The sequence below is a fragment of the Curtobacterium sp. MCBA15_004 genome, assembly GCF_001865055.2.
Lineage (GTDB): Bacteria > Actinomycetota > Actinomycetes > Actinomycetales > Microbacteriaceae > Curtobacterium.
In genome coordinates this window covers 2,458,075-2,483,921 of record NZ_CP126266.1, presented here as the reverse complement: position 1 = coordinate 2,483,921, position 25,847 = coordinate 2,458,075, and the positions used below count along the sequence as shown (strand labels likewise).

At 72.2% G+C, this 25,847-nt stretch carries 19 protein-coding genes, 1 tRNA gene and 1 other RNA gene; 16 read left to right on the top strand and 5 right to left on the bottom strand.

Translation table 11 applies throughout. The features are described from left to right. Positions 1–40: 40 nt before the first annotated feature. Positions 41–2,149 carry a phosphate acetyltransferase gene (gene pta, locus QOL16_RS11485; protein ID WP_071284678.1) on the top strand — a complete coding sequence of 703 codons (2,109 nt, stop codon included), beginning with the start codon at positions 41–43 and terminating at the stop codon, positions 2,147–2,149. Positions 2,150–2,252: 103 nt separating this feature from the next. Then, positions 2,253–3,449 carry an acetate/propionate family kinase gene (locus tag QOL16_RS11480; RefSeq protein WP_071284677.1) on the top strand — a complete coding sequence of 399 codons (1,197 nt, stop codon included), beginning with the start codon at positions 2,253–2,255 and terminating at the stop codon, positions 3,447–3,449. Between the two features lie 58 nt (positions 3,450–3,507). Here the strand turns inward: QOL16_RS11480 and QOL16_RS11475 are convergent, their stop codons facing one another. After that, on the bottom strand, positions 3,508–4,182 hold the full coding sequence (locus QOL16_RS11475) for an SDR family oxidoreductase (RefSeq protein ID WP_071284676.1): 675 nt from the start codon (positions 4,180–4,182) through the stop codon (positions 3,508–3,510). A 36-nt stretch (positions 4,183–4,218) separates the two neighbouring features. On the opposite strand from QOL16_RS11475, the gene ffs reads away from it, so the two are divergent. The 12 genes from ffs to QOL16_RS11415 all read left to right on the top strand — a co-directional run bounded on the left by ffs (position 4,219) and on the right by QOL16_RS11415 (position 18,837). Further along, an RNA gene (gene ffs, locus QOL16_RS11470) (signal recognition particle sRNA small type) lies at positions 4,219–4,315 on the top strand. A gap of 71 nt (positions 4,316–4,386) precedes the next feature. Continuing rightward, positions 4,387–7,725 carry a DNA polymerase III subunit gamma and tau gene (locus QOL16_RS11465; protein WP_305410865.1) on the top strand — a complete coding sequence of 1,113 codons (3,339 nt, stop codon included), beginning with the start codon at positions 4,387–4,389 and terminating at the stop codon, positions 7,723–7,725. Continuing rightward, positions 7,725–8,324, top strand: a complete 600-nt coding sequence (gene recR / locus QOL16_RS11460; RefSeq protein ID WP_065960312.1) for a recombination mediator RecR — start codon at positions 7,725–7,727, stop codon at positions 8,322–8,324. The genes QOL16_RS11465 and recR overlap by 1 nt, the downstream gene beginning before the upstream one ends. 133 nt (positions 8,325–8,457) lie before the next feature. Next, the gene (locus QOL16_RS11455; RefSeq protein WP_065960315.1) at positions 8,458–9,723 is read left to right on the top strand and encodes an aspartate kinase; all 1,266 of its coding nucleotides are present in this window, start codon (positions 8,458–8,460) and stop codon (positions 9,721–9,723) included. 49 nt (positions 9,724–9,772) lie between these two features. Then, positions 9,773–10,825, top strand: a complete 1,053-nt coding sequence (locus QOL16_RS11450; RefSeq protein WP_065960317.1) for an aspartate-semialdehyde dehydrogenase — start codon at positions 9,773–9,775, stop codon at positions 10,823–10,825. 116 nt (positions 10,826–10,941) lie between these two features. Then, positions 10,942–12,429: a malate:quinone oxidoreductase gene (locus QOL16_RS11445; protein ID WP_083395030.1), complete on the top strand. Its 1,488-nt coding sequence runs from the start codon at positions 10,942–10,944 to the stop codon at positions 12,427–12,429. 59 nt (positions 12,430–12,488) lie between these two features. After that, positions 12,489–13,646, top strand: a complete 1,158-nt coding sequence (locus tag QOL16_RS11440; RefSeq protein WP_071284675.1) for an Rv2578c family radical SAM protein — start codon at positions 12,489–12,491, stop codon at positions 13,644–13,646. A 157-nt stretch (positions 13,647–13,803) separates the two neighbouring features. Further along, positions 13,804–15,099 (top strand): sensor histidine kinase, encoded by a 1,296-nt coding sequence (locus tag QOL16_RS11435; RefSeq protein ID WP_071284674.1) that lies wholly within the window; start codon positions 13,804–13,806, stop codon positions 15,097–15,099. Further along, on the top strand, positions 15,096–16,274 hold the full coding sequence (locus QOL16_RS11430) for a hypothetical protein (protein ID WP_065960323.1): 1,179 nt from the start codon (positions 15,096–15,098) through the stop codon (positions 16,272–16,274). The genes QOL16_RS11435 and QOL16_RS11430 overlap by 4 nt, the downstream gene beginning before the upstream one ends. Further along, positions 16,261–16,962 (top strand): response regulator transcription factor, encoded by a 702-nt coding sequence (locus QOL16_RS11425; protein WP_253181551.1) that lies wholly within the window; start codon positions 16,261–16,263, stop codon positions 16,960–16,962. Before QOL16_RS11430 ends, QOL16_RS11425 begins: the two co-directional genes overlap by 14 nt. Further along, positions 16,962–17,597, top strand: a complete 636-nt coding sequence (locus QOL16_RS11420) for a thymidine kinase (RefSeq protein WP_065960325.1) — start codon at positions 16,962–16,964, stop codon at positions 17,595–17,597. Before QOL16_RS11425 ends, QOL16_RS11420 begins: the two co-directional genes overlap by 1 nt. 199 nt (positions 17,598–17,796) lie before the next feature. Next, a complete protein-coding gene (locus tag QOL16_RS11415) occupies positions 17,797–18,837 on the top strand; it encodes an LLM class flavin-dependent oxidoreductase (RefSeq protein ID WP_071284673.1) in 1,041 nt (346 codons plus the stop codon). A 455-nt stretch (positions 18,838–19,292) separates the two neighbouring features. Here QOL16_RS11415 and QOL16_RS11410 read toward each other — a convergent pair. The 3 genes from QOL16_RS11410 to QOL16_RS11400 form a co-directional block, all read right to left on the bottom strand. Next, positions 19,293–19,366, bottom strand: a tRNA-Pro gene (locus tag QOL16_RS11410). Positions 19,367–19,467: 101 nt separating this feature from the next. Continuing rightward, on the bottom strand, positions 19,468–20,424 hold the full coding sequence (locus tag QOL16_RS11405) for a metallophosphoesterase (RefSeq protein ID WP_065960329.1): 957 nt from the start codon (positions 20,422–20,424) through the stop codon (positions 19,468–19,470). Further along, positions 20,421–22,979, bottom strand: coding sequence for a transglycosylase domain-containing protein (locus QOL16_RS11400; RefSeq protein ID WP_065960331.1), 2,559 nt, complete (start codon positions 22,977–22,979; stop codon positions 20,421–20,423). The genes QOL16_RS11405 and QOL16_RS11400 overlap by 4 nt, the downstream gene beginning before the upstream one ends. A 50-nt stretch (positions 22,980–23,029) precedes the next feature. On the opposite strand from QOL16_RS11400, the gene QOL16_RS11395 reads away from it, so the two are divergent. Both QOL16_RS11395 and QOL16_RS11390 read left to right on the top strand, forming a co-directional pair. Then, positions 23,030–23,188: a hypothetical protein gene (locus QOL16_RS11395; protein ID WP_171898715.1), complete on the top strand. Its 159-nt coding sequence runs from the start codon at positions 23,030–23,032 to the stop codon at positions 23,186–23,188. Beyond that, complete coding sequence (locus QOL16_RS11390; RefSeq protein WP_071284672.1) at positions 23,185–23,646, top strand: RidA family protein; 462 nt, start codon at positions 23,185–23,187, stop codon at positions 23,644–23,646. The genes QOL16_RS11395 and QOL16_RS11390 overlap by 4 nt, the downstream gene beginning before the upstream one ends. Positions 23,647–23,722: 76 nt before the next feature. Here the strand turns inward: QOL16_RS11390 and acs are convergent, their stop codons facing one another. Then, positions 23,723–25,675: an acetate--CoA ligase gene (gene acs / locus QOL16_RS11385; RefSeq protein WP_071284671.1), complete on the bottom strand. Its 1,953-nt coding sequence runs from the start codon at positions 25,673–25,675 to the stop codon at positions 23,723–23,725. Between the last annotated feature and the right edge of the window lie 172 nt (positions 25,676–25,847).

The window sequence follows — 25,847 nt, the reverse complement described above, 5'->3', positions numbered from 1 at the left end:
CTCCCAGAGCGCCCGGCGGGCACCGGGCTAGCCTGGGGACGTGTCGACCCGCATCTTCATCACGTCCGCAGAGGGGCACACCGGCAAGAGCACCGTTGCCCTCGGTGTCCTCGAGACCCTCGCCCGGTCCGTCGGCCGCGTCGGCGTGTTCCGACCGGTCGCCCGGTCGGTCGTCGAGCCCGACTACGTGCTCGAACTGCTGCTGCAGCACAGTGCCGTCGGGCTCACCTACGACGAGGCCGTCGGCGTCACCTACGACGACGTGCACGCCGACCCGGACGCCGCGGTCGCCACGATCCTGACCCGGTTCGCCCAGGTCGAGCGTCGGTGCGACGCGGTCGTGGTCCTCGGCTCCGACTACACCGACGTGGGCAGCCCGACCGAGCTCTCGTTCAACGCCAAGGTCGCCGCGAACCTCGGCGCGCCGGTCCTGCTCGTGCTCGGCGGCCGCGACACGTCCGAGCGCGGTGCCCGTACCCCCGAGGCGATGGCGCAGGTCGCCGACGTGACGACGAGCGAACTGCGGGCGGAGCACGCCCAGCTGCTCGGCGTCGTCGTGAACCGCGCGGACCCCGACGCCCTCGAGCCGATCGTGCACAGCGTCGAGCGCGCCGTCCACGACCACCACCCGGACACCCCGGTGTGGGCGATCCCCGAGGACCGCGTCCTCGTCGCCCCGACCGTGCGGGCGTTGCTGCAGGCCACCGACGCCACGCTCGTCCGCGGCGACGACGCCCTGCTCGACCGCGAGGCGCTCGGCACGGTCGTCGCCGGCATGAGCATGGAGAACGTGCTGCCGCGGCTCATCGACGGCGGCATCGTCGTCGTGCCGGGCGACCGCAGCGACGTGCTGCTCGCCACGGTGCTCGCGAACCAGTCCGAGACCTTCCCGAGCCTGGCCGGCGTCATCCTGAACGGCGGGTTCGAGACGTCGCCGCAGATCACCCGGCTGCTCGACGGCCTGTCCAGCCCGCTGCCGATCGCGCGCAACGAGCTCGGCACCTACGACACGGCGCTGCGGATCACGCACACCCGGGGGAGGCTCGCGGCGGACTCCCCGCGGAAGGCCGACCTCGCGCTCGCGCTCTTCGAGCAGCACGTCGACGCGGACGCCCTGCGGGATCGGCTGCAGCTCACCCCGTCCGGCGTCGTGACGCCGCTGATGTTCGAGCACGGGCTGCTCGACCGGGCGCGCGGGTACGGCAAGCACATCGTGCTGCCCGAGGGCGACGACGACCGCATCCTGCGGGCCGCCTCGACGCTGCTGCAGCGGCAGGTGTGCGAGCTGACGATCCTCGGCGAGCCGACGGCCGTGCGGGCCCGCGCGACCGAGCTCGGACTCGACCTCGACGAGGCGCACGTCGTCAGCCCGTTCGACCCGGAGCTGCGCGAGCGCTTCGCCGAGGAGTACACGCGGCTCCGCGCCCACAAGGGGATGTCGATCGAGCTCGCGCGGGACACCGTGACCGACGTCTCGTACTTCGGCACGCTCATGGTGCAGCTCGGCCTCGCCGACGGCATGGTCTCCGGTGCGCGCCACACCACGGCGCACACGATCCGGCCGTCGTTCGAGATCATCAAGACCCGACCGGACACCTCGATCGTGTCGAGCGTGTTCCTCATGGCCCTCGCCGACCGCGTGCTCGTCTACGGCGACTGCGCCGTGATCCCCGACCCCACCAGCGAGCAGCTCGCCGACATCGCGATCTCGTCCGCCGAGACGGCCGCCCAGTTCGGCATCGACGCCCGGGTGGCGATGCTCAGCTACTCGACCGGCGACAGCGGCTCCGGCGCCGACGTCGACAAGGTGCGCGCCGGGACCGCGTTCGTGCGTGAGCGTCGCCCGGACCTGCTGGTCGAGGGGCCGATCCAGTACGACGCCGCCGCCGACCCCACCGTCGCCGCGACCAAGATGCCGGACTCGCCCGTCGCGGGCCGCGCAACCGTGTTCGTCTTCCCGGACCTCAACACCGGCAACAACACGTACAAGGCGGTGCAGCGCTCGGCCGGCGCGGTCGCGATCGGCCCGGTCCTCCAGGGCCTCCGCAAGCCGATCAACGACCTGTCCCGCGGGGCGCTCGTCAGCGACATCGTCAACACCGTCGCGATCACGGCCATCCAGGCCGGCACCGCGACCGACGCGGCGTGACCGACCGACCGGCACCGTTCCTCCAGGCCGGGCACCCCGTCGCGGACGCGACGCGACCCCGGACCGCGACCACCACCCGTCCGACCCAGGAAGGCACCACGCCGTGACCGCAGCCCTCGTCGTCAACTCCGGCTCGAGTTCGTTCAAGTACCAGCTCATCGAGCTCGAGGACGAGCGCACGCTCGCCTCCGGACTTGTCGAGCGCATCGGGGAGTCCTCCGGTGCCTGGAAGCACACCAACGCGCTGACGGGGGAGTCGACCTCGAACGACAGCGCCGACGTCCCCGACCACGCGGCCGGCTTCCAGGCCATGATCGACGCGTTCGCCAAGGTCGGCCCGTCCTTCGACGAGCACCCGCCCGCCGTGGTCGGTCACCGCGTCGTCCACGGCGGCACGACGTTCGACCGTGCCACGGTCGTGACGGACGAGGTCGAGGGACAGATCGAGGCGCTGAACAGCCTCGCCCCACTGCACAACCCGGCGAACCTCGAGGGCATCCGGGCCGCGAAGCAGGTGTTCTCCGACGTGCCGCACGTCGCCGTGTTCGACACCGCGTTCCACCAGACCATGCCGCCGCACGCCTACACGTACGCGATCCCCGCCGACCTCGCCGAGCGGTACCAGATCCGCCGCTACGGCATGCACGGGACGAGCCACAAGTACGTCTCCGAGCAGGCGGCCGCGTTCCTGGACCGGCCGCTGTCCGCGCTCAAGACCATCGTCCTGCACCTCGGCAACGGTGCGTCCGCCGCCGCGATCGACGGTGGCCGGTCCATCGAGACCTCGATGGGGCTGACGCCGCTCGAGGGCCTCGTGATGGGGACCCGTTCCGGCGACCTCGACCCGGCCGTCCTGCTGCACCTGCACCGCGAGGCCGGGCTCGACTTCGACGAGCTCGACACGATGCTCAACAAGCAGTCCGGGCTCCTCGGCCTCACCGGCAACGGGGACATGCGCGACGTGCAGGACGCCGCCTCGCGGGGGGACGAGACGGCCGAGGCGGCGCTCGCCGTCTACCGGCACCGCATCCGGCGCTACGTCGGGGCGTACACGGCCCAGCTCGGCGGCCTCGACGCGGTCGTCTTCACGGCCGGCGTCGGCGAGAACAACGCCCTGCTGCGTCGACGGGTGCTGGCCGGGCTCGAGCACCTCGGCATCGAGGTCGACCCGGACCGCAACGAGCTGGCGTCGCGGGAAGCACGCCGGATCTCGACGGACGCGTCACGAGTCGCGGTGCTCGTGATCCCGACGAACGAGGAGCTCGAGATCGCACGGCAGTCGGCGGCGGTCGCGCTCTGACGCGGCGGTGACGGGAGCCGCACGCCCGCACTCGGGTGCGCGGCTCCCGTCGACGGGGTCAGCTGATCGCCCGCAGGGCTGCCTCGATCGGCGTGTCTCCGCTCGTGACCTCGAACTGCACGCCCACCGCGGTGTCGTCGAGGAGCGCGTGCAACACGACCGCCGCGACGTCGGCGCGGGGGATCGAGCCGCGCGGCACCGTCGTCCCGACGGCCACCGTGCCCTGCGGCGGCGTGTCGAGCAGGGCGCCGGGCCGGACGATCGTCCACCGCAGGTTGCGCGCCCGGAGGTCCGCGTCGGCCTCGGACTTCGCGCGCAGGTAGACCTGGAAGACGTCGTCCTCGGAGCGGGCCGGCACGACCGCCCGTTCCGGGTCGTACGAGTCCGCCGCCATCGCGGAGATCATCACGTAGCGGTCGATGCCCCGCCGCTCGGCGGCGTCCGCGAGCAGGACCGCGGCGTCGCGGTCGACGGTCTCCTTGCGCTCCGCCCCGCTGTCCGGGCCGGCGCCGGCGGCGAACACGACGGCGTCCACACCGCGCAGGCGGATCGCCAGCTCGTCGTCGTCGAGCTGTTCGAGGTCGGCCACCAGTGCGGTCGCCCCCTGTCGTTCGACGTCGGCGACGTGCGCCGGGTTGCGGACGATCGCGAGTGCGTCGTGGCCGGCATCGGTGATGAGTCGAGCGAGGAGCAGGGCGATCTGGCCGTGTCCTCCGGCGATGGCGATCTTCATGCGTTCGATACTGCCCGTGACGTCCGGTAGACTTCCGGAGGCTCCTCACGTGACGCCATCCAGGCCAACTCCCCCAGGGCGGAAACGCAGCAAGGGTAACCGGGCTCTGGCGGGTGCGTGAGGAGTCTTCTTCGTTCCCGGGGCCCGTCCACAGCCCGTCGGATCCGGCGTCGAGGTGTCGGCCGTCCCGGCTACCCTTGTCGCGTGGTCACCGCCCTGTATCGCCGTTACCGGCCCGAGAACTTCGCCGAGCTGATCGGGCAGTCGCAGGTCACCGACCCGCTGCGCACCGCGCTCCGGACGAACCGCGTGAACCACGCGTACCTCTTCAGCGGTCCGCGCGGCTGCGGCAAGACGACCTCGGCCCGCATCCTCGCCCGGTGCCTGAACTGTGCCGAGGGTCCGACGGACACCCCGTGCGGTGTGTGCCCGAGCTGCGTCGAGCTCGCCCGCGGTGGGAGCGGGTCGCTCGACGTCATCGAGATCGACGCCGCGAGCCACAACGGCGTCGACGACGCACGCGACCTCCGGGACCGAGCCGTGTTCGCGCCGGCGCGGGACCGCTACAAGATCTTCATCCTCGACGAGGCGCACATGGTGACGCCGCAGGGCTTCAACGCGCTGCTCAAGCTCGTCGAGGAACCGCCGGAGCACGTCAAGTTCATCTTCGCGACGACCGAGCCCGAGAAGGTCATCGGCACGATCCGGTCCCGCACCCACCACTACCCGTTCCGACTCGTCCCGCCGGCCACCATGCTTGAGTACGTCGAGCAGCTCTGCGCGACCGAGTCCGTCTCCGTCGCGCCTGGGGTGCTGCCCCTCGTCGTCCGCGCCGGTGGTGGATCGGTCCGCGACACCCTCTCCCTGCTCGACCAGCTGATGGCCGGCAGCGAAGACGGCGCGATCGCCTACGAGCGCGCGGTCGCGCTCCTCGGCTACACCGACGCGGCCCTCCTCGACGACGTCGTCGACGCCCTCGCCGTCGCCGACCCGGCCTCCGCGTTCGCCGCGATCGACCGGGTCGTGCAGACGGGGCAGGACCCGCGGCGCTTCGTCGAGGACCTGCTCGAGCGCCTGCGCGACCTCATCGTCGTCGCCGCGACGAACGAGAGCGCGGCAGCGGTCCTGCGCGGGGTCTCGCCCGAGGAACTCGACACCATGACCCGCCAGGCCGGCGTGTTCGGCGCCACGGCACTGTCCCGGTCGGCGGACATCGCGAACCGCGCCCTCACGGACATGACCGGTGCGACCTCGCCGCGGTTGCACCTCGAGCTCATGACGGCGCGGATGCTCGTGCCCGAGGCCGACGACACCCAGCGCGGCGCGCTCGCGCGGGTCGAGCGGCTCGAGCGACGGGTGGGCGTCGGCGAGCCCGCCGAGCACCAGGCCGGAGGCGCGGCTCCCGATGCCGGGGCCCGGTCGCGTCCGGCGTCGGACGCCGGTCGGGGGACCGGCGCGGTGCCGCACTCCGCTCCCGCGACCGCCGTGCAGTCCGCTCCCGCCGCAGGCGCGCAGTCGTCGGGTGCACCGGCAGCCGGCGGTGCTCGTGCCGCCGCTCCGTCCGCCGCAGCGCCGGCGGCGCAGCGGGCCGACCGGGGTCGGGCGTCCGGCGGAGCCGGTGTGGCCGACCCCGGGGCTGCAGCGCGCGATGCCGCCGCCTCCTGGGCAGCGGTCACCCCCGGCACGGCGGACCAGGGGACGCCGAGTCAGGGCGCACCGAGCCAGGCAGCGCCGGACCAGGCAGCGCCGGACCAGGCTGCGCCGAACCAGGCTGCGCCCACCACGCACGGGTCGACCGACGACCGTCCCGCTGGATCCGCTCGCACGGCGGCCGGTGCCGGTCAGGCGGACGACGGGGATCGGACCGCCGCCCCCGGTGCCGGCACGCAGGGCCCCGGTCGTGACGAACCGTCCGGCGAGGTCAGCCCGTCGTCGACCGGCCAGGGCACCGCGGTGGGCGACGAGCCCGTCGTCCGTCCGGTCGCCGCAGTCGGGTTCCAGCAGCTGCGTGACGCCTGGCCGCAGGTCGTCGAGCACGTCCAGCACGCGAAGCGCTCGGCCTGGTCGGTGGTCGTCACCGCACAGGTGACCGCCCTCCGCGAGGACGTGCTCACCCTCACGTTCCCGAGCCAGCAGGACGTCGCCTCCTTCAAGGAGATGAGCGACCCGTCGACGAGCGTGAGTGAACTGCTGCGGTCGGCGATCCTCGACGTGCTCGGGCTCCGTGTGAAGTTCGTCGCCAAGGGCCCCGGCCAGCAGGGACAGCCGCCTGCCGGGCGACCGCCGCAGGCACCGGCGCCGCAGGGATCTGCGCCGCAGGGATCTGCCCCGCAGGGCGCGGGTCGGCAGGCTGCGGGCCAGCAGGGTGCGGGTCCGCAGGGGGCGGGCGGCCAGCAGGACCGGCAGCAGGGCGCGCAGTCGCAGCGACCGGAGCAGTCGCAGCCGGGTGCGCAGCAGCCCACGACCGGACAGCGGCCATCGACGCAGCAGCAGGCGCCGACGCAGGAGTCCCAGCAGGCCGGGCAGTCCCGTCCGGCCGAGCAGTCCCGGCAGACTGAGCAGTCCCGTCCGGCCGGGCAGTCCGGTCCGGCCGGGCAGTCCGGTGCGGCCGGGCAGTCCGGTCCGGCCGGGCAGTCCGGTCCGGCCGGGCAGTCCGGTCCGGCCAGGCAGTCCCGGCAGGCCGAGCAGTCCCGTCCGTCGCCGCAGCCGCAGCCGCAGCCCGACCGGAGCGCCGGGACCCCCGAGCCGTCCGGCTCGGCGCCGGCGCCGTCAGCGACCCCGCCTGCCTCCTCGACCCAGGCTGCCTCCTCGACCCCGGCTCCCTCGGGACCCGTCACCGACTGGGTCGTCGCCGCCATCCCTGCCACCGACCCGACCTCGGGTGCCGTCCCGGAGCACGTCGAACCGAGCTGGTCCGCGCCGTTCGGCACGACGGACACCGGTGAACCGGTCGCCCCCGTCCGGACGGTGTCCGACCCCGCCGTCGACGCCGCCCTCGCGGCGCAGCTGCGCCCGGCGTCCTCGCTCGGCGGGCAGCAGGCGGGCCGCCCCGCAGCGGCCGCAGGGGCCGCAACGCCCGACTCCGAGCGGCCACAGGCCTCCGGCTCCGCGACTGCGGACGCCCCCGTGGCCACGACCCCGGCCACCTCAGCGGGCGCGGGCGACGAGCAGTCGACGGCCGTACCGGCCGGCAACGGCACGGCCCCGACCGCAGCGTCAGCACCCACCGCACCGGGCACGGGCCCCGACGTCCCGGTCGACGACTACCCGCTCGACGACGACCCCTACGACGACGGGGCGCCGTACCCCGACCCGGGCGTCGGCGGCTCCCGCGGTGGAGCCGGTGGACCCGCGCCTGCCCGGTCCGGGGCAGCCCCCGCGTCGACGCCGTCCGCCGCCCCGGCTGCACGCCGGACCCCACCGGCCGCTCCGCCCCAGGTCCGCCGCACACCCGTGTCCGGCCGCTACGGTGAGGCAGTCGTCCGCGAGATCCTCGGTGCGCAGTTCATCGAGGAGACCGCCCTGCACGAGGAAGGCGCCTGATGTACGACGGGATCGTCCAGGACCTGATCGACGAGTTCGGCCGGCTCCCGGGCATCGGCCCGAAGTCAGCGCAGCGGATCGCCTTCCACATCCTGCAGACCGAGTCCTTCGACCCGAGCCGGCTCGCGGAGCTCCTCGCTGACGTCAAGGAGAAGGTCCGATTCTGCGAGGTGTGCGGCAACGTCACGGAGTCCGAGCGCTGCAGCATCTGTCGCGATCCGCGGCGGAACCCGGCGACCATCTGCGTCGTCGAGGAAGCCAAGGACGTCGCGGCCATCGAACGGACCCGTGAGTTCCGCGGGCTGTACCACGTGCTCGGCGGTGCGATCAGCCCGATCGACGGCGTGGGGCCCGACGACCTCCGCATCCAGCAGCTCATGACCCGCCTGGCCGACGGCACCGTCGACGAGGTCATCATCGCCACCGACCCGAACCTCGAGGGCGAGGCGACGGCCACGTACCTGAGCCGCCTGCTCGTCCCGATGGGGATCCGCACCACGCGGCTCGCCTCGGGCCTGCCGGTGGGCGGCGACCTCGAGTACGCCGACGAGGTCACCCTCGGCCGCGCGTTCGAGGGCCGTCGCGTCGTCGGCGGCTGACGCACGCCGACCACGCCGGCCCACGCAGGATCGTTGCGTCCGGCTGGGCTCCGACGCAACATCCGCGGAACACGCACTACCATTGTCGAACCGCGTCACAGTCGCGGATCCTCGTCCCCGGGAGTACCAACCAGTGGCCCTGATCGTGCAGAAGTTCGGTGGTTCGTCCGTGGCGGACGCCGAGAGCATCAAGCGCGTGGCGAAGCGGATCGTCCAGACGAAGAAGGCGGGCAACGACGTCGTCGTCGCGGTGTCGGCGATGGGCGACACGACCGACGAACTCGTCGACCTCGCGCACTCCGTCACCCCGATCCCGGCCGGTCGTGAGCTCGACATGCTCCTGACCGCGGGGGAGCGCATCTCGATGGCGCTGCTCGCGATGGCGATCAAGAGCCTCGGCGTCGAGGCGTCGTCCTACACGGGCAGCCAGGCCGGCATGCTCACCGACGCGCAGCACGGCAAGGCCCGGATCGTCGACGTCACCCCGAAGCGGGTCCGCGAAGCACTCGACGCCGGTCACGTCGCGATCGTCGCCGGCTTCCAGGGCTTCAACCGCACCACGGGTGAGATCACGACGCTCGGCCGTGGCGGCTCGGACACCACCGCGGTGGCCCTGGCCGCGGCGCTCGACGCCGACGTGTGCGAGATCTACACCGACGTCGACGGCATCTTCACGGCCGACCCGCGCGTGGTCCCGAAGGCCCGGAAGGTGGACCGGATCACGAGCGAGGAGATGCTCGAGCTCGCCGCGTCCGGTGCCAAGGTCCTCTACATCCGTGCCGTCGAGTACGCCCGTCGGCACGGCGTCACCCTGCACGTCCGCTCGTCCTTCAGCAACGCCGAGGGAACCATCGTCTACAACCCTGCAGAGGGGGAAACCGTGGAAGAACCGATCATCACCGGGATCGCCGGAGACCTCTCGGAGGGCAAGATCACCGTCGTCGGTGTGCCGGACACCCCGGGCAAGGCCGCCGAGATCTTCACGATCGTCGCCCGCGCGGGCGCGAACATCGACATGATCGTGCAGAACGTGTCCGAGGCCGTCACCGGCCGCACGGACATCTCGTTCACGCTGCCGAAGGACCAGGGGCAGGGCGTGCTGACCGCGCTCGAGGTCGCCAAGGCCGACATCGGGTACGAGGGCATCCAGTACGACGACCAGATCGGCAAGCTCGCGCTCGTCGGTGCCGGCATGCGGACCAACGCCGGCGTCTCGGCCGCGCTCTTCCGCGCGTTGCACGAGGCGTCCATCAACATCGAGATGATCTCGACCTCCGAGATCCGCATCTCGGTCGTGACCCGCGCCGACACCCTGAACGAGGCGATGCGCGTCGTGCACGCCGCGTTCGGGCTCGATGCCGACCAGGAAGCCGTCGTCTACGCCGGCACGGGTCGCTGACCCCGGCGTCGCGCCGCAGCCCGATCGACGAGCCCACCAGGAGCACCACATGAGCACCCTCACCGTCGCCGTCGTCGGCGCCACCGGACAGGTCGGCGCGGTCATGCGTCGTCTCCTCGAGGAGCGCGCCTTCCCGGCCGACCGGGTCCGCTTCTTCGCGAGCGCCCGGTCCGCCGGCACGACGCTGCCGTTCCGCGGCGAGGAGATCGTCGTCGAGGACTCCGAGACGGCCGACCCGTCGGGCATCGACATCGCGCTGTTCTCGGCCGGTGCCACGGCGTCCCGTGCCCTCGCGCCGCGGTTCGCCGCCGCCGGTGCCGTGGTGGTCGACAACTCCAGCGCCTGGCGCATGGACCCGGACGTGCCGCTCGTCGTGAGCGAGGTGAACCCGCACGCGATCGACCAGGCACCGAAGGGGATCATCGCGAACCCGAACTGCACGACCATGGCGATCATGCCGGTGCTGAAGGTCCTCGACGGCGAGGCCGGCCTCCGCCGACTCGTGGCGACGACGTACCAGGCCGTCTCCGGCTCGGGCCTCGCGGGGGTCGAGGAACTCCTCGGGCAGGCACGCGCCGCCCTCGAGCAGGACACCGCTGCCCTCACGCACGACGGGTCCGCGGTCACCTTCCCGGAGCCGGTCAAGTACGTGCGGCCGATCGCGTTCGACGTCGTCCCGCTCGCGGGCTCCATCGTCGAGGACGGCCTGGGCGAGACCGACGAGGAGAAGAAGCTCCGCAACGAGAGTCGCAAGATCCTCGAGCTCCCGGACCTCCTGGTCGCCGGCACCTGCGTGCGCGTGCCCGTGTTCACGGGACACTCGATCTCGGTCCACGCCGAGTTCGACCGTCCGCTCTCGCCGGAGCGCGCGACCGAACTCCTCGCGGGCGCACCGGGCGTCGAGCTGTCCGAGGTGCCGACCCCGCTGCAGGCGGCGGGCCAGGACCCGACCTTCGTCGGCCGGATCCGCGCGGACCAGTCGGCCCCCGAGGGACGCGGACTCGCGCTCTTCGTCAGCAACGACAACCTCCGCAAGGGCGCCGCGCTCAACGCGGTGCAGATCGCCGAGACGATCGTCGCGCGCCGCTCGGTCGCCGCGTAGCGGCGGTCGCCGACGCGACCAGCAGACGGACGGGAGGCCCGTGGCGGATCCGCCACGGGCCTCCCGTCCGTCCCGTGGTCGGCCCGCACTCGGCCGCACGACGGTAGGATCGACGGGTGGCAGTGAAGCAGGTGGACCCCATCGACGTCGTCCTGGTCGGGGGAGGGATCATGAGCGCCACGCTCGGCGCCATCATCCATCGCCTCGAACCCACGTGGAAGATCCGCGTGTACGAGCGGCTCGGGTCGGTCGCGCAGGAGTCCTCGAACCCGTGGAACAACGCCGGGACCGGGCACTCCGCGCTCTGCGAGCTGAACTACACGCCCGAGATGCCCGACGGCCACGTCGACATCGCGAAGGCCGTCACGGTCAACGAGCAGTTCCAGGTCTCCCGGCAGTTCTGGGCGCACCTCGTCGAGACCGGGGCGCTGCCGCAGCCGAGCAACTTCATCAACCCCACGCCGCACATCTCCTTCGTGTGGGGTGCCGAGAACGTCGAGTACATGCGCAAGCGGTACGAGGCGCTCAAGGACCACCCGCTCTTCGCGGGCATCGAGTACTCCGACGACCCCGCGAAGATCCGCGAGTGGGCGCCGGCACTGGTGCCCGGCCGCAAGAAGGACCAGCCCATCGCGGCGACGTACTCCGCGGCGGGTTCGGACGTCGACTTCGGGTCGCTGACGCGTCAGCTGTTCGACGAGCTCGAGATCGCCGGCGTCGAGTTCGAGCCCTCGCACCAGGTCCGGAAGATCACGCGGTCGAAGGTGTCCGAGGGCTGGGCGCTCGACGTCCGGAACGAGGTCGGACGCTCGACGCAGCGGATCGCCGCGAAGTTCGTGTTCGTCGGCGCCGGTGGTGGGGCGCTGCACCTGCTCCAGAAGTCCGGGATCCCGGAGATCCGCGGGTACGGCGGCTTCCCGGTGTCCGGTGAGTTCCTGCGCACCGACGACCCGGAGGTCGTGCAGAAGCACGCGGCGAAGGTCTACGGCAAGGCCAGCGTGGGCGCGCCGCCGATGTCCGTGCCGCACCTCGACACGCGGATCGTCGACGGGTCGGCGTCGCTCATGTTCGGCCCGTACGCCGGGTTCAGCCCGAAGTTCCTCAAGCAGGGCTCGGTGCTCGACCTGTTCCGCTCGATCCGGCCGCACAACCTCCGGCCGATGCTCAGCGTCGCGTTCTCGAACTTCGACCTCGTCCGCTACCTGGTCGGGCAGCTGCTCGCGTCGAAGGAGACGAAGTTCGACGCGCTGCGCGACTTCATGCCCACCGCCGAGCCCGAGAACTGGCACCGCATCACCGCGGGACAGCGGGTCCAGGTCATCAAGCCCGACCGTGAGAAGGGCGGGGTGCTGCAGTTCGGCACCGAGGTCATCACGTCGGCCGACGGGTCGATCGCCGGGCTGCTCGGGGCGTCCCCGGGCGCGTCGACCGCGGTCCCGATCATGTTGACGATGCTGCAGCGCTGCTTCCCGGACCGCTGGGCCGGGTGGGAGCCCGCGGTGCGCGAGATGGTGCCGACGTACGGCAAGGACCTCGGCTCGGACGCGCAGCTCGCCGACGAGACGCTCGCACGCACGGCGAAGGTGCTCGGTCTGCACCACTGACCGGCCCGTCCCGGCCCACCGCGGTTGCGCCACGTTCGAACATGTGTTCGAATGGCACGATGCGGTGGAGTGGACAGGCGATCGATGCCGAGCGGGACGACGCCCTGCCCGGCCTCGGCTCGAACAGCGGACTGGTCCGGAGCGTCACGACGCCGGAGTTCGCCGGCGTGACGTTCCACGAGGTCCTCGCGAAGAGCGCCCTCAACCGGGTGCCGGCGGCCGACGGAACGGGGACCTACGGGTGGACGATCAACCCGTACCGCGGGTGCAGTCACGCGTGCGTCTACTGCTTCGCGCGGCCGACGCACACCTACCTCGAGTTCGACGGCGGCGCCGACTTCGACCAGCAGATCGTCGTGAAGACCAACGTCGCCGACGTCCTGCGTCGGGAGCTGCGCCGGCCGAGCTGGGACCGCCACCCCGTCGCCCTCGGGACGAACACCGACCCGTACCAGCGCGCCGAGGGGCGGTACCGGTTGATGCCGGGCGTGATCCGGGGACTGGCCGAGTCCGGGACGCCGTTCAGCGTCCTGACCAAGGGCACACTGCTGCGCCGGGACCTGCCGCTCCTGGTCGAGGCCGCCCGTTCCGTCCCGGTCGACCTCGCGATGTCGATCGCGGTCTACGACGACGACCTCCAGCAGCAGGTGGAGCCCGGGACCCCGACGACCTCCGCGCGGTTGGCGACCGTCCGTGCGATCCGTGACGCCGGTCTCGACTGCGCCGTGTTCCTCATGCCCGTCCTGCCGTTCATCACCGACACCCGCGCGCACCTCGACGACGCCGTGGGTCGCGCCGCCGCGGCCGGCGCGACGAGCGTCATGTACTCGGCCCTGCACCTGCGACCGGGTGTGAAGCCGTGGTGGTTCGCGTGGCTCGAGCGGACCAGGCCCGACCTGGTCGCGCGCTACCGCTCGATGTACCTCGACAACACGTACGCGCCGGCCGACTACCGACGGTGGCTCGCCGAGCGCGTGCGGCCGATCCTGCGGGCGCACGGGGTCGACCTCGGACGGGTCGACCCCGCCACCGGGTCGATGGGGTTCCGTGACCGGCCGGACACGATGCGTCCGGCGCCGCTGCTGCGTCCGAGCGTGTCGTCCGCGTCGCCCGAGGAGCAGTCCCGCCCGTCGGCGTCGCCGCTGAAGCGCGCCGACCCGGGGTGGGACCGTCGCGCTGCGGCCGTGCCGGCGCCGTCGGGCCCGACCCTGTTCTGAGGAACGTCCGTGTTCCGCGTCCGGGGGACACCGCGTGTCAGCGATCGGCGGTACCATCGGGCGAGTCGCCGAACCGCGCTCGATTCGGGGTACACGGCCACCGCTCCCGGTGGCCGGGTCCGGCGGCTCAGACGTCTCCCGGAAGGACCCACCGCACGTGCTCGGCATCCCCACGCACCTCGCGCCCCGCGTGAATGCCTGGTCGACCGTGCGCGCCTTCCACGCCGCCGCCGTGGGCTCGGTCGTCGCAGCCGCGGTCGTGCTGCTGCTCTGGGGACTCGCTGACCCGCAGGTCCGGGTCGGGAGCGCCGTCCTGGCGCTGCTGCCGATGCTCGTGATGGTCGGTGTGCACGTGCAGTTCGCCACCTGGCGGTCGGCGGTGGCCTTCCTCGTCGTGGGCGGCCTCTGCACGTGGTGGTTCGCGTCCGCCGTCCAGGACCAGGTCCCGGCCGGCTGGGTGATCGGCTACCTGCTGTCCCTCGCGGTCATCCCGCTCGTGCTCGTCGGCGGAGCGGGCGCGGTACCGGGCCGGGTCGTGCTGTGGTCGGTCGGCGGGTTCCTCGTCGGTCGGACCGCGACGTCCGTCGCCCTCGTGCAGGCCGGTGCGCCGCCGCAGCCGCTCGTGCTCGCCTGGGTGACCCTCGGCTTCGTGGTCGCCCTCGTGCTCGTCACCAGCCGCAACACCGCCCGGTCGGAGCGGGTCCAGCCCGAACTGCTCCGCTCGGCCCGCGAGGAACACGTGTCCGCCTACCGTGCGGGCGTCGAGGCCGAGGCCGCCGCGATCCTGCACGACACCGTCCTGAACCACCTCGGCGCGATCGCCCTCGCACCCTCGGGTCCGATGGACCCCCAGCTCGCACGGACGATCGAGTCCGACGTCGCGATGCTGACCGGCAGACAGTGGCTCGGCACGGACACGAGCGACGCGGAGCCCGAGCCGGACGCCGTGTCGCGCGCCTTCGAGGCGATGGTCGACGAGCACCGGGCCGAGGGGCTCGACGTCGTCGTCACGGGGGACGCCGGTGTCCTGGGCTCCCTCGGGAGCGACGCGTCGACCGCGCTGCTGCGCGCGGTGGGGCAGTGCCTCGCGAACGTCCGGAAGCACGCCGGCACCGACAGCGCCGAGGTCAGCGTGTTCGACGACGGCTCCTCGTGCACCGTCATGGTCGTCGACGACGGCCGCGGCTTCGACGAGCAGGAGACGGGTGCCGACCGCATGGGCCTCCGTGGTTCGGTCCGCGAGCGCATCGGTCGTGTCGGCGGCGACGTCCAGGTCTGGTCGTCGCCGGGGTCGGGGACGAGCGTCATGATGACCGTGCCCCGGTCCTCGTCCGCGGGCGAGCACGCCTCGGTCGGTGCCGGGCCCGACAGCGGGCGCCTGCGCTCCTCCGGGTCGTTCACCTGGCCGCCGCCCGGGTTCGACGGGGTCATCGACCGGGGGACCGGTCGGTGAGCCGCGTCGACACGACTCGTCTGCACGCCCGCGGTGACCGGACCGCCCAGCAGTACGACCCGCTCGGTGCGATGGGGTCGCGACCGCTCGCCGTCGTGCTCGGTGCCGGTGCGGTGCTCTGGGCGCTGCTCGTCTCGGTGTTCGACCGCGACGTGGTCGGGAGCCCGACCCTCAGCGCCGTGACCGTCCTCCTCCTCGCCGCGTCGGGGGTCGTGGTGGTCGTGGCGTCCTCGCCGTTCCGGGCCCCGTTCCCGCGGTGGGCGTTCGCCCTGCACGTCGCCCTCCTCGCCGCGGCCGCGGCGACCAGCGTGGCCGCGCAGTGGGGGCCGGACCGGAACGCCCTCAACGACTTCATGTGCCTGCTCACCGCGACCGGGATCGTCATGACCGCTCCGTACCGTCCGTGGCGCGACCTCGCCGTCGGGGGAGTGGTCCTCGCCGTCGTCGACGGGGTCGCGTGGGGTGTCGCCGCCTCGGTCTTCCCGCACGCCACACCCGTCTCGGTCGCAGCGTTCCTGGCGGCGGCTCCGACGCTCGTGCTCACCGGTGCGTCGGTCGTGTTCGCGTGGACGTTCGCCGGCCTCGCCGAGCGGGTGCAGATCCGTGCGGGTTCGTACTCGGTGGCGCGCGCCGAGCGGGACGGCATCGCGGCCAGTGTGCAGCAGGAGCGATCGAACGTCCTCGCCCGCGACGTGGCCCCGTTCTTCGCCGAGCTCCGCGACCGCGAGGTGATCACCGACGCCGACCGGGCGCGGGCACGGGCGATCGCGGACGGCATCCGACGCGGCATGGTCGCCGACGCGGACCGGACCTGGTTCGAGCACGCGGTCGCGGTCGACGGCGGGAGCACCACGGCCGTCGACGACCCGGAGGGCCTCATCGCCACGCTCGACGCCGACCAGCGCACGGTCGTCCGCACCTTCCTGCGTGCCGCGTTCGACGACGAACACGTCGACCCCGCGGGCTTCCACGCGACCGTCCGCCGCACCCCCACGCTCGACGGCGTGCCCGCGCGCGTCGCCGTCTCCATCGACCTGACCGTCGACGACTCCGACGTCGGCATCCACCGCACCTTCGACCCCTACTTCGCGGTCCTCCGCGTGACCTTCCCCGACCTCGACGTCGCGGTCCGCCCGTCGTCCCTCGCACTAAGGTTCTCCTATGACCAGCACTGACCCGACCCGGACCTCGGAGGGCGTGCCCCCGCTCCCGCAGCCCGGAACCCGACGCGTGCGGCTGGCGATCCTCGACGACCACGAGGTGCTGCTCGACAGCCTCTCGAGCTGGATCGCCGTGAACGCCTTCGACTTCGACCTGGCCCTCACCGCGCACACGTGGCTCGAGATGGTGCACAGCGAGAACTTCCCGACCGACCTGGTCTTCCTCGACTTCCAGCTCAAGGAACCCGTGTCGATCGAGGCGCGCGTCCGCACCTGCCGTGCGGCGGGCGCGAAGGTGATCGTCCTGTCGAGCGTCGACAGCCGTGAGTCCCGCGACCGTGCCCTCGCGGCCGGAGCGGCGGCGTTCCTGTCGAAGTCGCTGCCGATGCGCGAGGTCATGGACATCGCCCGCGAGGTCATGGGCGTCTCCCGCGAGACCCCGCCGCAGCGCGACTGGCGTCCGCTGCCCACCGGGGCGAACGCGCACCAGCGGCCCAAGCTCAGCAACGGCGAGGAAGAGGCCCTGCGGCTGTACGTCTCGGGCTACTCGACGAACGAGGTCGCCGCGCAGATGAACGTGCAGTACGAGACCGCGAAGACCTACCTGCGCCGCGTCCGCGAGAAGTACAGCAAGGTCGGGCGTCCGGCGTCGAAGAAGTCCGACCTGATCCGTCGGGCGGCCGAGGATGGGTTCCTCGCGTAGTGGCGAAGCTCTACTTCCGCTACGGGGCGATGAACAGCGGCAAGAGCACCGGGCTGCTGCAGGCCGCCTACAACTACGAGGAACGCGGGCAGCGCGTGCTGCTCGCGAAGCCGTCGGTCGACACCAAGGCCGACGGCGCGATCGTGTCCCGGCTCGGGGTGACGCGGTCCGTCGACCTGGTGTTCGGTGCCGCTGACGACGTGCGCGCCGCGGTGGCCGACGCGGGGGCGACCGACCCGGAGTCCGACCGGCTCGACGGCGTGGTCCGACCGGTGAGCTGCGTGCTCGTCGACGAGGCCCAGTTCCTCACCCCGCGACAGGTCGACGACCTGCTCCGGATCGCCGTGCTCGACGGCATCCCGGTCCTCGCGTACGGCATCCGGACCGACTTCCGCACCGAGGCGTTCCCCGGCAGCGCGCGCCTGCTCGAGGTCGCCCACTCGCTCGAGGAGTTGAAGACCATCTGCCGCTGCGGCCGGAAGGCCGTCTTCAACACCCGGAAGGTCGACGGCCGCTTCGTCTTCGACGGCTCGCAGGTGGCGATCGACGGCGCCGGGGTCACCTACGAGTCGCTCTGCGCGAACTGCTACCTCAGCGAGTCCGGTGGCCGCCTGGACGGCGACCTCGGGCACTGACCCCGGACGCTGACCACGTCGTGTCCGGGCCGGTCCTGCGGGGCCCGGCCACCGGGGTGGTCGGGCCACGGTCGGACGGGAGGCGCGGGTCGGCGCCGCCCCGTGCCTCCCGTCCGGAACGGGGCCGGGACGGCCCCGCGCGCACGGCGGTCGGCGAGCCGACCGGAATGCCCGACGGATGCCCGCGGTTGCCTCCCGCATGAGCGACGCAACCGTGCACCTGTCCGTCCTCGACCTGGCCACGCGTGAGTACGGCCAGACGAACACCGAGGCCCTGCAGGGCACCATCGACACGGCGGTGCACGCCGAACGGCTCGGCTACGAGCGGATCTGGGTCGCCGAGCACCACGGCATGCCGGGCATCACCTCGTCGGCGCCCGCGGTGCTGCTGAGCGCCGTCGGTGCGGCGACCTCCCGGATCCGCATCGGGTCGGGCGGCGTGATGCTGCCGAACCACGCGCCGCTCGTCGTCGCGGAGCAGTTCGGGACCCTGCGCGCGCTGTACGGGGACCGCGTCGACCTCGGCATCGGGCGCGCACCGGGCACCGACGGCGCGACCGCGATGGCACTGCGCCGCACCGACCGGCTCGACGTCGACGACTTCCCGCAGCAGCTCGCCGACCTGATCGGCTTCTTCACGGGGATGGACGCCGAGAACCCGCTGTCGCGCATCCGGGCGGTCCCCGGGTACGGCGACGTGCCCGAGTTCTGGCTGCTCGGGTCCTCCGGGTACAGCGCGCAGGTGGCGGGAGCGCTCGGCGTCTCCTTCGCCTTCGCGCACCACTTCGCGTCGGACAACACCGAGGCGGCGCTCGCGCTGTACCGCGACTCGTTCCGGCCCTCGCGCTTCCGGCAGACCCCGAACGCGCTCATCGGCGTGCAGGTCGTCACCGACGAGGACCCGGCGGTCGTCGAGGAGCAGAGCGCCCCCGGGATGATCTCGTTCATCCGGATGCGCCAGGGGATGAAGCCCGAGCCGGTGTCGATGGACGAGGCGCGCGCGTACACGTTCTCGGACCTCGAGCGTCGGTTCATCGCCGCGCGCACCGAGCGGCAGGCGTACGGTTCGCGGGACCATGTCGCGGCGAAGATCAACGAGCTCGTGGCGTCCACGGGTGCGGATGGTGTGATCGTCGCTCCTGGGGCTGCCCAGGCGCGCTACCGGCACCAGGCGCTCGACGTCGTGGCGTCGCTGCAGGCCGAGGGGCGGCTCGTGCCGGCGGGGGTCGCCGCGGCGTAGCTGCTCGGCGGGAGAGCGGGCGACGGCGCGCGGTCCTCGCGGCGTCGGCGCGCGGCCCTCGCGGCGTCGGCCCGCGCTGCCGTCTCGGCGTGAGCCCCGGGCTGTGGGCCGGGACGCGCGATGCGCGGGAACGCGCCGCAGCGCCTCGTGCCGCGCGGTGCCGGCGCACAACCGGAGGCACGTCGCACCACGGGATCGCGTGGCGCGACGTGCCTCCGGTTGTGCCGGAGCAGGTCGCGCCACGCAGGCGCGCACCGAGCGCCCCGCACCGGACGGGCGGCGCGCACCGCGCACGGGCGGCGCGCTGCTGGGCGTCTGCGCGCACGGGCGGCGCGCTGCTGGGCGTCTGCGCTCTCGGTACAGGGGTGACAGGTCCGCACACGACAGGTCCGGACATGACAAGAGGCCCTGGTTCCGGAGAACCAGGGCCTCTTGCGTACTGTCTCAACACAGTGTCGGGGTGACAGGATTTGAACCTGCGACCTCCTCGTCCCGAACGAGGCGCGCTACCAAGCTGCGCCACACCCCGCGGTGTGATCACTCCGAACCGGAGCAACCCCAGAAGTCTACCGGATGATCGGGGGTGCTCACGACCATCGCGGTGACGCCCGGGCGCGTCGTCCGGACGCGTCAGTCCGTCCGCGCGGTCAGGGTCACGACGACCGCCTCGGGGCGGCACGAGAACCGCACGGGCGCGTAGATCGACGTCCCGATGCCCGCAGAGACCTCGAGCCACGACCAGTGCGCCCGGTGCTGCCACTTGTGCAGCCCGCTGACGTACCGGCGGGGCAGGTCGGAGTTCGTGACGAGCGCCCCGACGCCCGGCACCTGGACCTGGCCGCCGTGGGTGTGCCCGGCGAACACGACGTCGGCACCCTGGTCGACGAACGCGTCGAGCACGCGGCGGTACGGCGCGTGCGTGATGCCGATGGCGACGGGGGAGGGGCCGTCCTCGTCCTCGGTCCACGGGACCGTGCTGCGCATCTCGTCGACGTTGGTCGGCAGCAGGTCGAGTCGGTCCCAGCCGCGGTGCGCGTCCGAGGTACCGAACAACTCGAAGCGCGAGCCCTTGAGTTCGATCGCGTGCGCCTGGTCGTTGACGTCGAGCCAGCCGAGCGACTCGAAGAACGCCGTCTGCCGGTCGACGTCGAGTTCGACCGGACGGGCGCCTGAGTGGTGCCGACTCGGCCCGGTGAAGTACTTGAACGGGTTCCGGGGCTGCGGACCGAAGAAGTCGTTCGAGCCGTGCGCGAAGGCGCCCGGCACGCCGCGGAACGGCTCGAGTGCGTACTCGATCGCCGCGTTGGCCGTCGGGTGGCCCAGGTTGTCGCCGGTGTTCACGACGAAGTCGGGCTCCACCAGGCTCAGGTCGCGCAGCCACTGCTGCTTGTCGGCCTGCCAGGGTGCCATGTGGATGTCGGACAGGTGCAGCACCGTGACGTCACGGGAGCCCGGCGCGAGGACGGGCACGGTCTCCCAACGGATGCCGAAGCGGCGACGCTCGACGAGGGTGCCCCACGCCGTCGTCGCCGCTCCGATGGTCGCGCCCGCTGCGATGATCCCGAGCGCCGCGCGACCGCGGGTCACTGGCAGCCCTTCGGAGCCTTGCCGTCCTTGTCGCCGAACAGCTGCAGCGTCACGGGCGTGGACTTCGCCGCGCTCGTGCCGGCTCCGGGGTTCACCCCCGCGACGGTGCACTCCGCGCCACCGGCGGCGAACTGGTCCGACACGGCGACCGAGGTGAACCCGGCACCGCCCAGGGCGCCCTGCGCGTCGCGGAGGCTCTTGCCCGCGACGTCGGGGACGGTTGCCTGCGAGCCGTCCGTCGTGTACACCGTGACCGACGAACCGGCCGAGAGCAGCGATCCGGCACCGGGGGAGGTGCTCGACACCGTCCCGGGCGTCCCGGACCCCGGCTGCGCGCCACCGTCGACGTAGGTGAAGCCGGCGCCGGCCAGGATCGAACGGGCCTCGTCGGCCGTCTTGCCGGTCACGTCGGGGACGTTCTGGCTGTTGCCGCGGAGGGCGGCCTGCGACGGGGTCGGGAAGGGCCCGGCCTCGTACATGGCGTTGATCGGGATCATCGCCTGCTGCCAGACGTGGGCACGCTGCGACGCGTAGGAGCCGTACCCGGCTCCCGGGAGGTAGTGGCGGAGGTTGTTCTTGCCACCGTCGGTGTTGCCCTGCCAGTAGGCGGTCGCGACCTTCGAGCTCGCGCCGACGAGCCAGATCTGGTCGGCGTCGTCGGTGGTGCCCGTCTTCGCGAACAGCTGCGTGCCGTCCGGGGTCTGGGCGCCGACCGCGGTACCGGACTGGATCGTCCCGCGCATGGCGAACGCGGCCGATGCGGCGACACCCGGGTCGAGCACCTGCTTGCACTGCTTCGGCTGACCGCCGAGGTCCTTGCCCTCGGCGTTCTTCACGTTGTCGATGGCGATCGGGGCGCAGTAGGTGCCGTTGTTCGCGATCGTCGCGTACGCCGACGCCATGGTCAGGGGCGCGATGTTGTTCGTGCCGAGGATCGACGACGGGTAGGCGTTCAGCTCGGTCTTCTCGTCGGCCGAGTGCACCCCGAGGTCCTGCGCGGTCTGCCGGATGTCGCAGAGGTCGAGCTTCGCGGCCATCGAGGCGAACGCCGCGTTGACCGACAGCGCCGTGGCGCGGGCGACGGTGAAGTTGCCGTTCTCACCCGCGGAGTCGTTCTTCGGCGCCCAGGCGGAGTAGATCGTGTCGCCACACTGCGTCCAGCGCGAGGTGTTGTGCGGCGTCCCGTTCACGGACTCGTTGAGGCCGTGACCGGCCTTGAGCCAGTCGAGCAGCGTGAAGACCTTGTAGGTCGAGCCGACCTGGAAGCCGATCGACCCGCCGTACTCCTTGTCGACGCTGTAGTTGATCGACGTCGCGGTCGGCGGTGACTGCAGGGACTGGTCGTAGTCCTTGTTCTGCGCCATCGTCAGGATCCGGCCGGTCGAGGCCTCGACCGAGTTCAGGGCGCCACCGAGCTTGAAGCGGCTCTCGGTGTTCGGGTCGAACTTGTTGAGCAGGTCCTTCTGCTGACCGTTGAGGTCGAGGTTCAGGGTCGTCTGCACCGTGAATCCGCCGTTGCGCCACGCGGTCGCGCGGTCCTTCTCGGTCGCGCCGAGCTGGGACATCTGCTTGACGACCTTGACGGCGTAGTCGCAGAAGAACTGCGAGCCGTTGCCCGCGGCCGACTGGCAGCCCTGGCTCGGCTGCGTCAGGCGCACGTAGTCGGCCGGCTTCGAGGCGATGGCCTGGTCGTACTGCTCCTGCGTGAGGTGCTTCTGCGCGAACATCGACTTGAGGATCACGTCGCGACGGGCGACGTTGGCGTCGTAGTACTTGGGGTCGGACAGGTTGCGCGTGTTCGGCGACTGCACGATCGCGAGGATCGACGCGGCCTCCTGGGGGCTGAGGTCGGTCGCGCTCTTGTTGAAGTAGTGCTGCGCCGCGGCCTGCACGCCGTAGGTCTGGTCACCGAAGTAGGCGATGTTGAGGTACCCGGTGAGGATCTCCTTGTGCGAGTACTTCTTCGCCAGGCCGATCGCGAGCTTCATCTCCTCGAGCTTGCGGGGGATGGTCTGCTCGACCGCGTCGTTGTAGGCCTTCTGGCGCTCCTCCTGCGAGGGCAGCTCGAGGGCCTGCTGCATCTTGATGTTGCGCACGAGCTGCATCGTGAGCGTCGAGCCACCGCCGGACTCGCCGAGCCCGCCCGCGAGGGATCCGACACCGGCACGGACCAGGGACGTCATGTCGACGCCGCCGTGGTCGTAGAAGCGCTTGTCCTCGCCGTCGATGGCCGCGTTCTTCAGCTGGTCGCTGATCTGGTCGAACTGCAGCTCCTGGCGGTTCTGGTCGTAGACCGTCGCAAGGTGGACGGACTGGCCGCCCGAGTACGCCAGGACCTCGTTGCGCTGCGGCAGGTCACCGATCTCGATGTACTCCGGCAGCGACTCGAACACGCCGATGGTGGAGGTCGTGGTGACCCCGGCGACCGCGATCGCGGGCGTGACGCCGATGGTCACCAGCAGGCCGGCGAGCGCGCTGAAGCCGACGAAGCCGATGAAGGCGCCGATCGCAGAGACGGGCTTGGTCCGCGAGGCAGACGTCTTCTGGGCAGACATAGGATGCAGCCTAAACGACACCCCCGACCGGAAGGCTGGCAAGGATCTCCATGATGCGCTGGGAATACCTCACGACGCCGCTGATCATCCACAACACGACCGCGATCCTCAACAACTTCGGGGACGAGGGCTGGGAGCTGGTCCAGGTCGTCACCGGCCCCGAGGGCGGGCTCGTCGCCTACCTCAAGCGTCCGAGGGCCGAGGCGTGAGCGTCGCCGCCCGACTGTCCGAGCTCGGCCTGACGCTGCCGCCCGTCGCGGCACCCGTCGCCGCCTACGTCCCGGCGGTCGTGTCCGGGCACCACGTGTACACGGCGGGACAGCTCCCGTTCGTGGACGGAGCCCTCCCCGTCACGGGCAAGGTCGGCGCCGACGTCGACGCCGAGACCGCGACCGCGCAGGCGCGGACCGCGGCGCTCAACGCCCTCGCGGCCGTCGAGTCGGTCGCCGGGTCGCTCGACCGGGTCGCCCGGGTCGTCAAGGTCACCGTGTTCGTGGCGTCCGACCCCTCCTTCACCGGCCAGCCCGGGGTCGCCAACGGCGCGTCCACCCTGGTCGGCGACGTCTTCGGTGAGGCCGGCGTCCACGCGCGCAGCGCGGTGGGCGTCGCCGTCCTGCCGCTGGACGCACCGGTCGAGGTCGAGCTCGTCGTCGAACTGACCGACTGACGGCGGTTCCCCGCCCCGTCACGCAGGTCGCGCCTCCAGTCCGGTCGGACGGGAGGCGCGACCTGCGTCCGGCGGCCTACATCAGTTCCGCGATGGTCGCCATGATCGTCGGGTCCGCCAGCGTCGTCGTGTCGCCGATGCGGCGGCCCTCTGCCGCGTCGCGGAGCAGACGGCGCATGATCTTGCCGGACCGCGTCTTCGGGAGCTCCGGCACGACGACCACCTGGCGTGGTTTCGCGATCGCGCCGATCCGCTTGCCGACCCAGTCGCGCAGTTCCTTCGCGACCGCGTCGCGGTCCGCGCCCTCCGCCGCCTCGGCGGTGAGGATGACGAACGCGACGACGGCCTGACCGGTGGTCTCGTCGGCGGCGCCGACGACGGCGGCCTCGGCGACGCCCTCGTGGCCGACGAGCGCGGACTCGATCTCGGCCGTCGACAGGCGGTGGCCCGACACGTTCATGACGTCGTCGACGCGACCCTGCACCCAGATGTCGCCCTCGCCGTCGAGCCGCGCACCGTCGCCCGCGAAGTAGCGGCCGGGGAAGCGTGACCAGTAGGTCTCGACGAAGCGGTCCGGGTCGTTCCAGATGCCGCGGGCCATCGACGGCCAGGGCTCGGTGATGGTGAGGTACCCGCTCTCGCCGGGGTCGGCGCGGTGGCCGTCCTCGTCCACGATCTCCGCGACGATGCCGGGCAGCGGGGTCTGGGCGGCGCCGGGCTTGAGCTTCGTGACGCCCGGCAGCGCCGAGATCATGATGGCGCCGGTCTCGGTCTGCCACCACGTGTCGACGATCGGCGTGCGGTCGTGGCCGATGACCTGGCGGTACCACTGCCACGCCTCGGGGTTGATCGGTTCGCCGACGCTGCCGAGCAGTCGGAGGGACTCGAGGCTGCGGGCCTCGGGGATCTGCCGTCCGGCCTTCATCGCGGCCCGCACCGCGGTCGGGGCGGTGTAGAGGACGGTGACGCCGTAGGTGTCGACGACGTCCCACCACCGGCCGGGCTTCGGCTCGTCCGGGGTGCCCTCGTACAGGACCTGTGTGACGCCGTTCGCGAGCGGCCCGTAGACGACGTAGGAGTGCCCGGTGATCCAGCCGATGTCGGCCGTGCACCAGTAGACGTCCTTCTCCGGGTGCATGTCGAAGACGTTGCGGTGCGTGTACGCGGCCTGGGTCAGGTAGCCGCCCGAGGTGTGCACGATGCCCTTCGGCTTCCCGGTCGTGCCCGACGTGTAGAGGATGAACAGGGGGTTCTCGGCCGGGAACGGCTGCGCCTCGTGCTCGGGGGCGGCCTTCGCCAGCTCGTCGTGCCACCAGCGGTCGCGCTCGGTCCACCCGACCCGGTTGCCGCCGCGCTTCACGACGAGGACGTGCTCGACGGAGTCGGTCCCGGGGCCCGCGAGCGCCTCGTCCACCGCCGGCTTGAGCGGTGAGACGGCACCGCGTCGCCAGCCGCCGTCCGCGGTCACGACGACCTTCGCGCCGGCGTCCTCGATGCGCGTGCGGAGGCTCTCGGCGCTGAAGCCGCCGAAGACGACCGAGTGCACGGCGCCGATCCGGGCGACCGCGAGCATCGTGACGACGGCCTCGGGGATGAGCGGCAGGTAGACGACGACGCGGTCGCCCGCACCGACGCCGAGGTCCGTCAGCATGTTCGCCGCGCGCTGGACGTCGGCGGTCAGTTCGGCGTAGGTGATCCGACGCGTGTCGCCCGGTGCGCCCTCGAAGTGGATCGCCACCCGGTCGCCGTTTCCCGCGCGCACGTGGCGGTCGAGGCAGTTCTCGGCGACGTTGAGCGTGCCGTCGTCGAACCACTTCGCGAACGGGGCACCGGACCAGTCGAGGGTCCGGGTGAACGGCGTGCGCCAGTCGAGCAGGGTCCGGGCCTGGTCGGCCCAGAACGCCTCGCGGTCGGCGGCGGCCGACTCGTGCAGGTCCGCGTGGGCGACGGCGTCCGCGACGAACTCGGCGGGCGGCGCGAAGGTCGGGCCGTCCTCGTGACGGGCGTCGGCCTGGGTCGGTGTGGACATCGGGGTCCTCTCGCGTCGTTGCGGCAGGGGTGCAGTCGGAGACTACCCCTCGGGGAGGGGTGGGCCGGCGGGGCGGCCGGGGTGTGTGCGCTGTCCGGGCGGTGTCCGGGTCAGCGTGGGTGGATCGGTTCGGCCGGGTCCGGGGTTGCCGAGCACGGGGCGTCATGGGGTA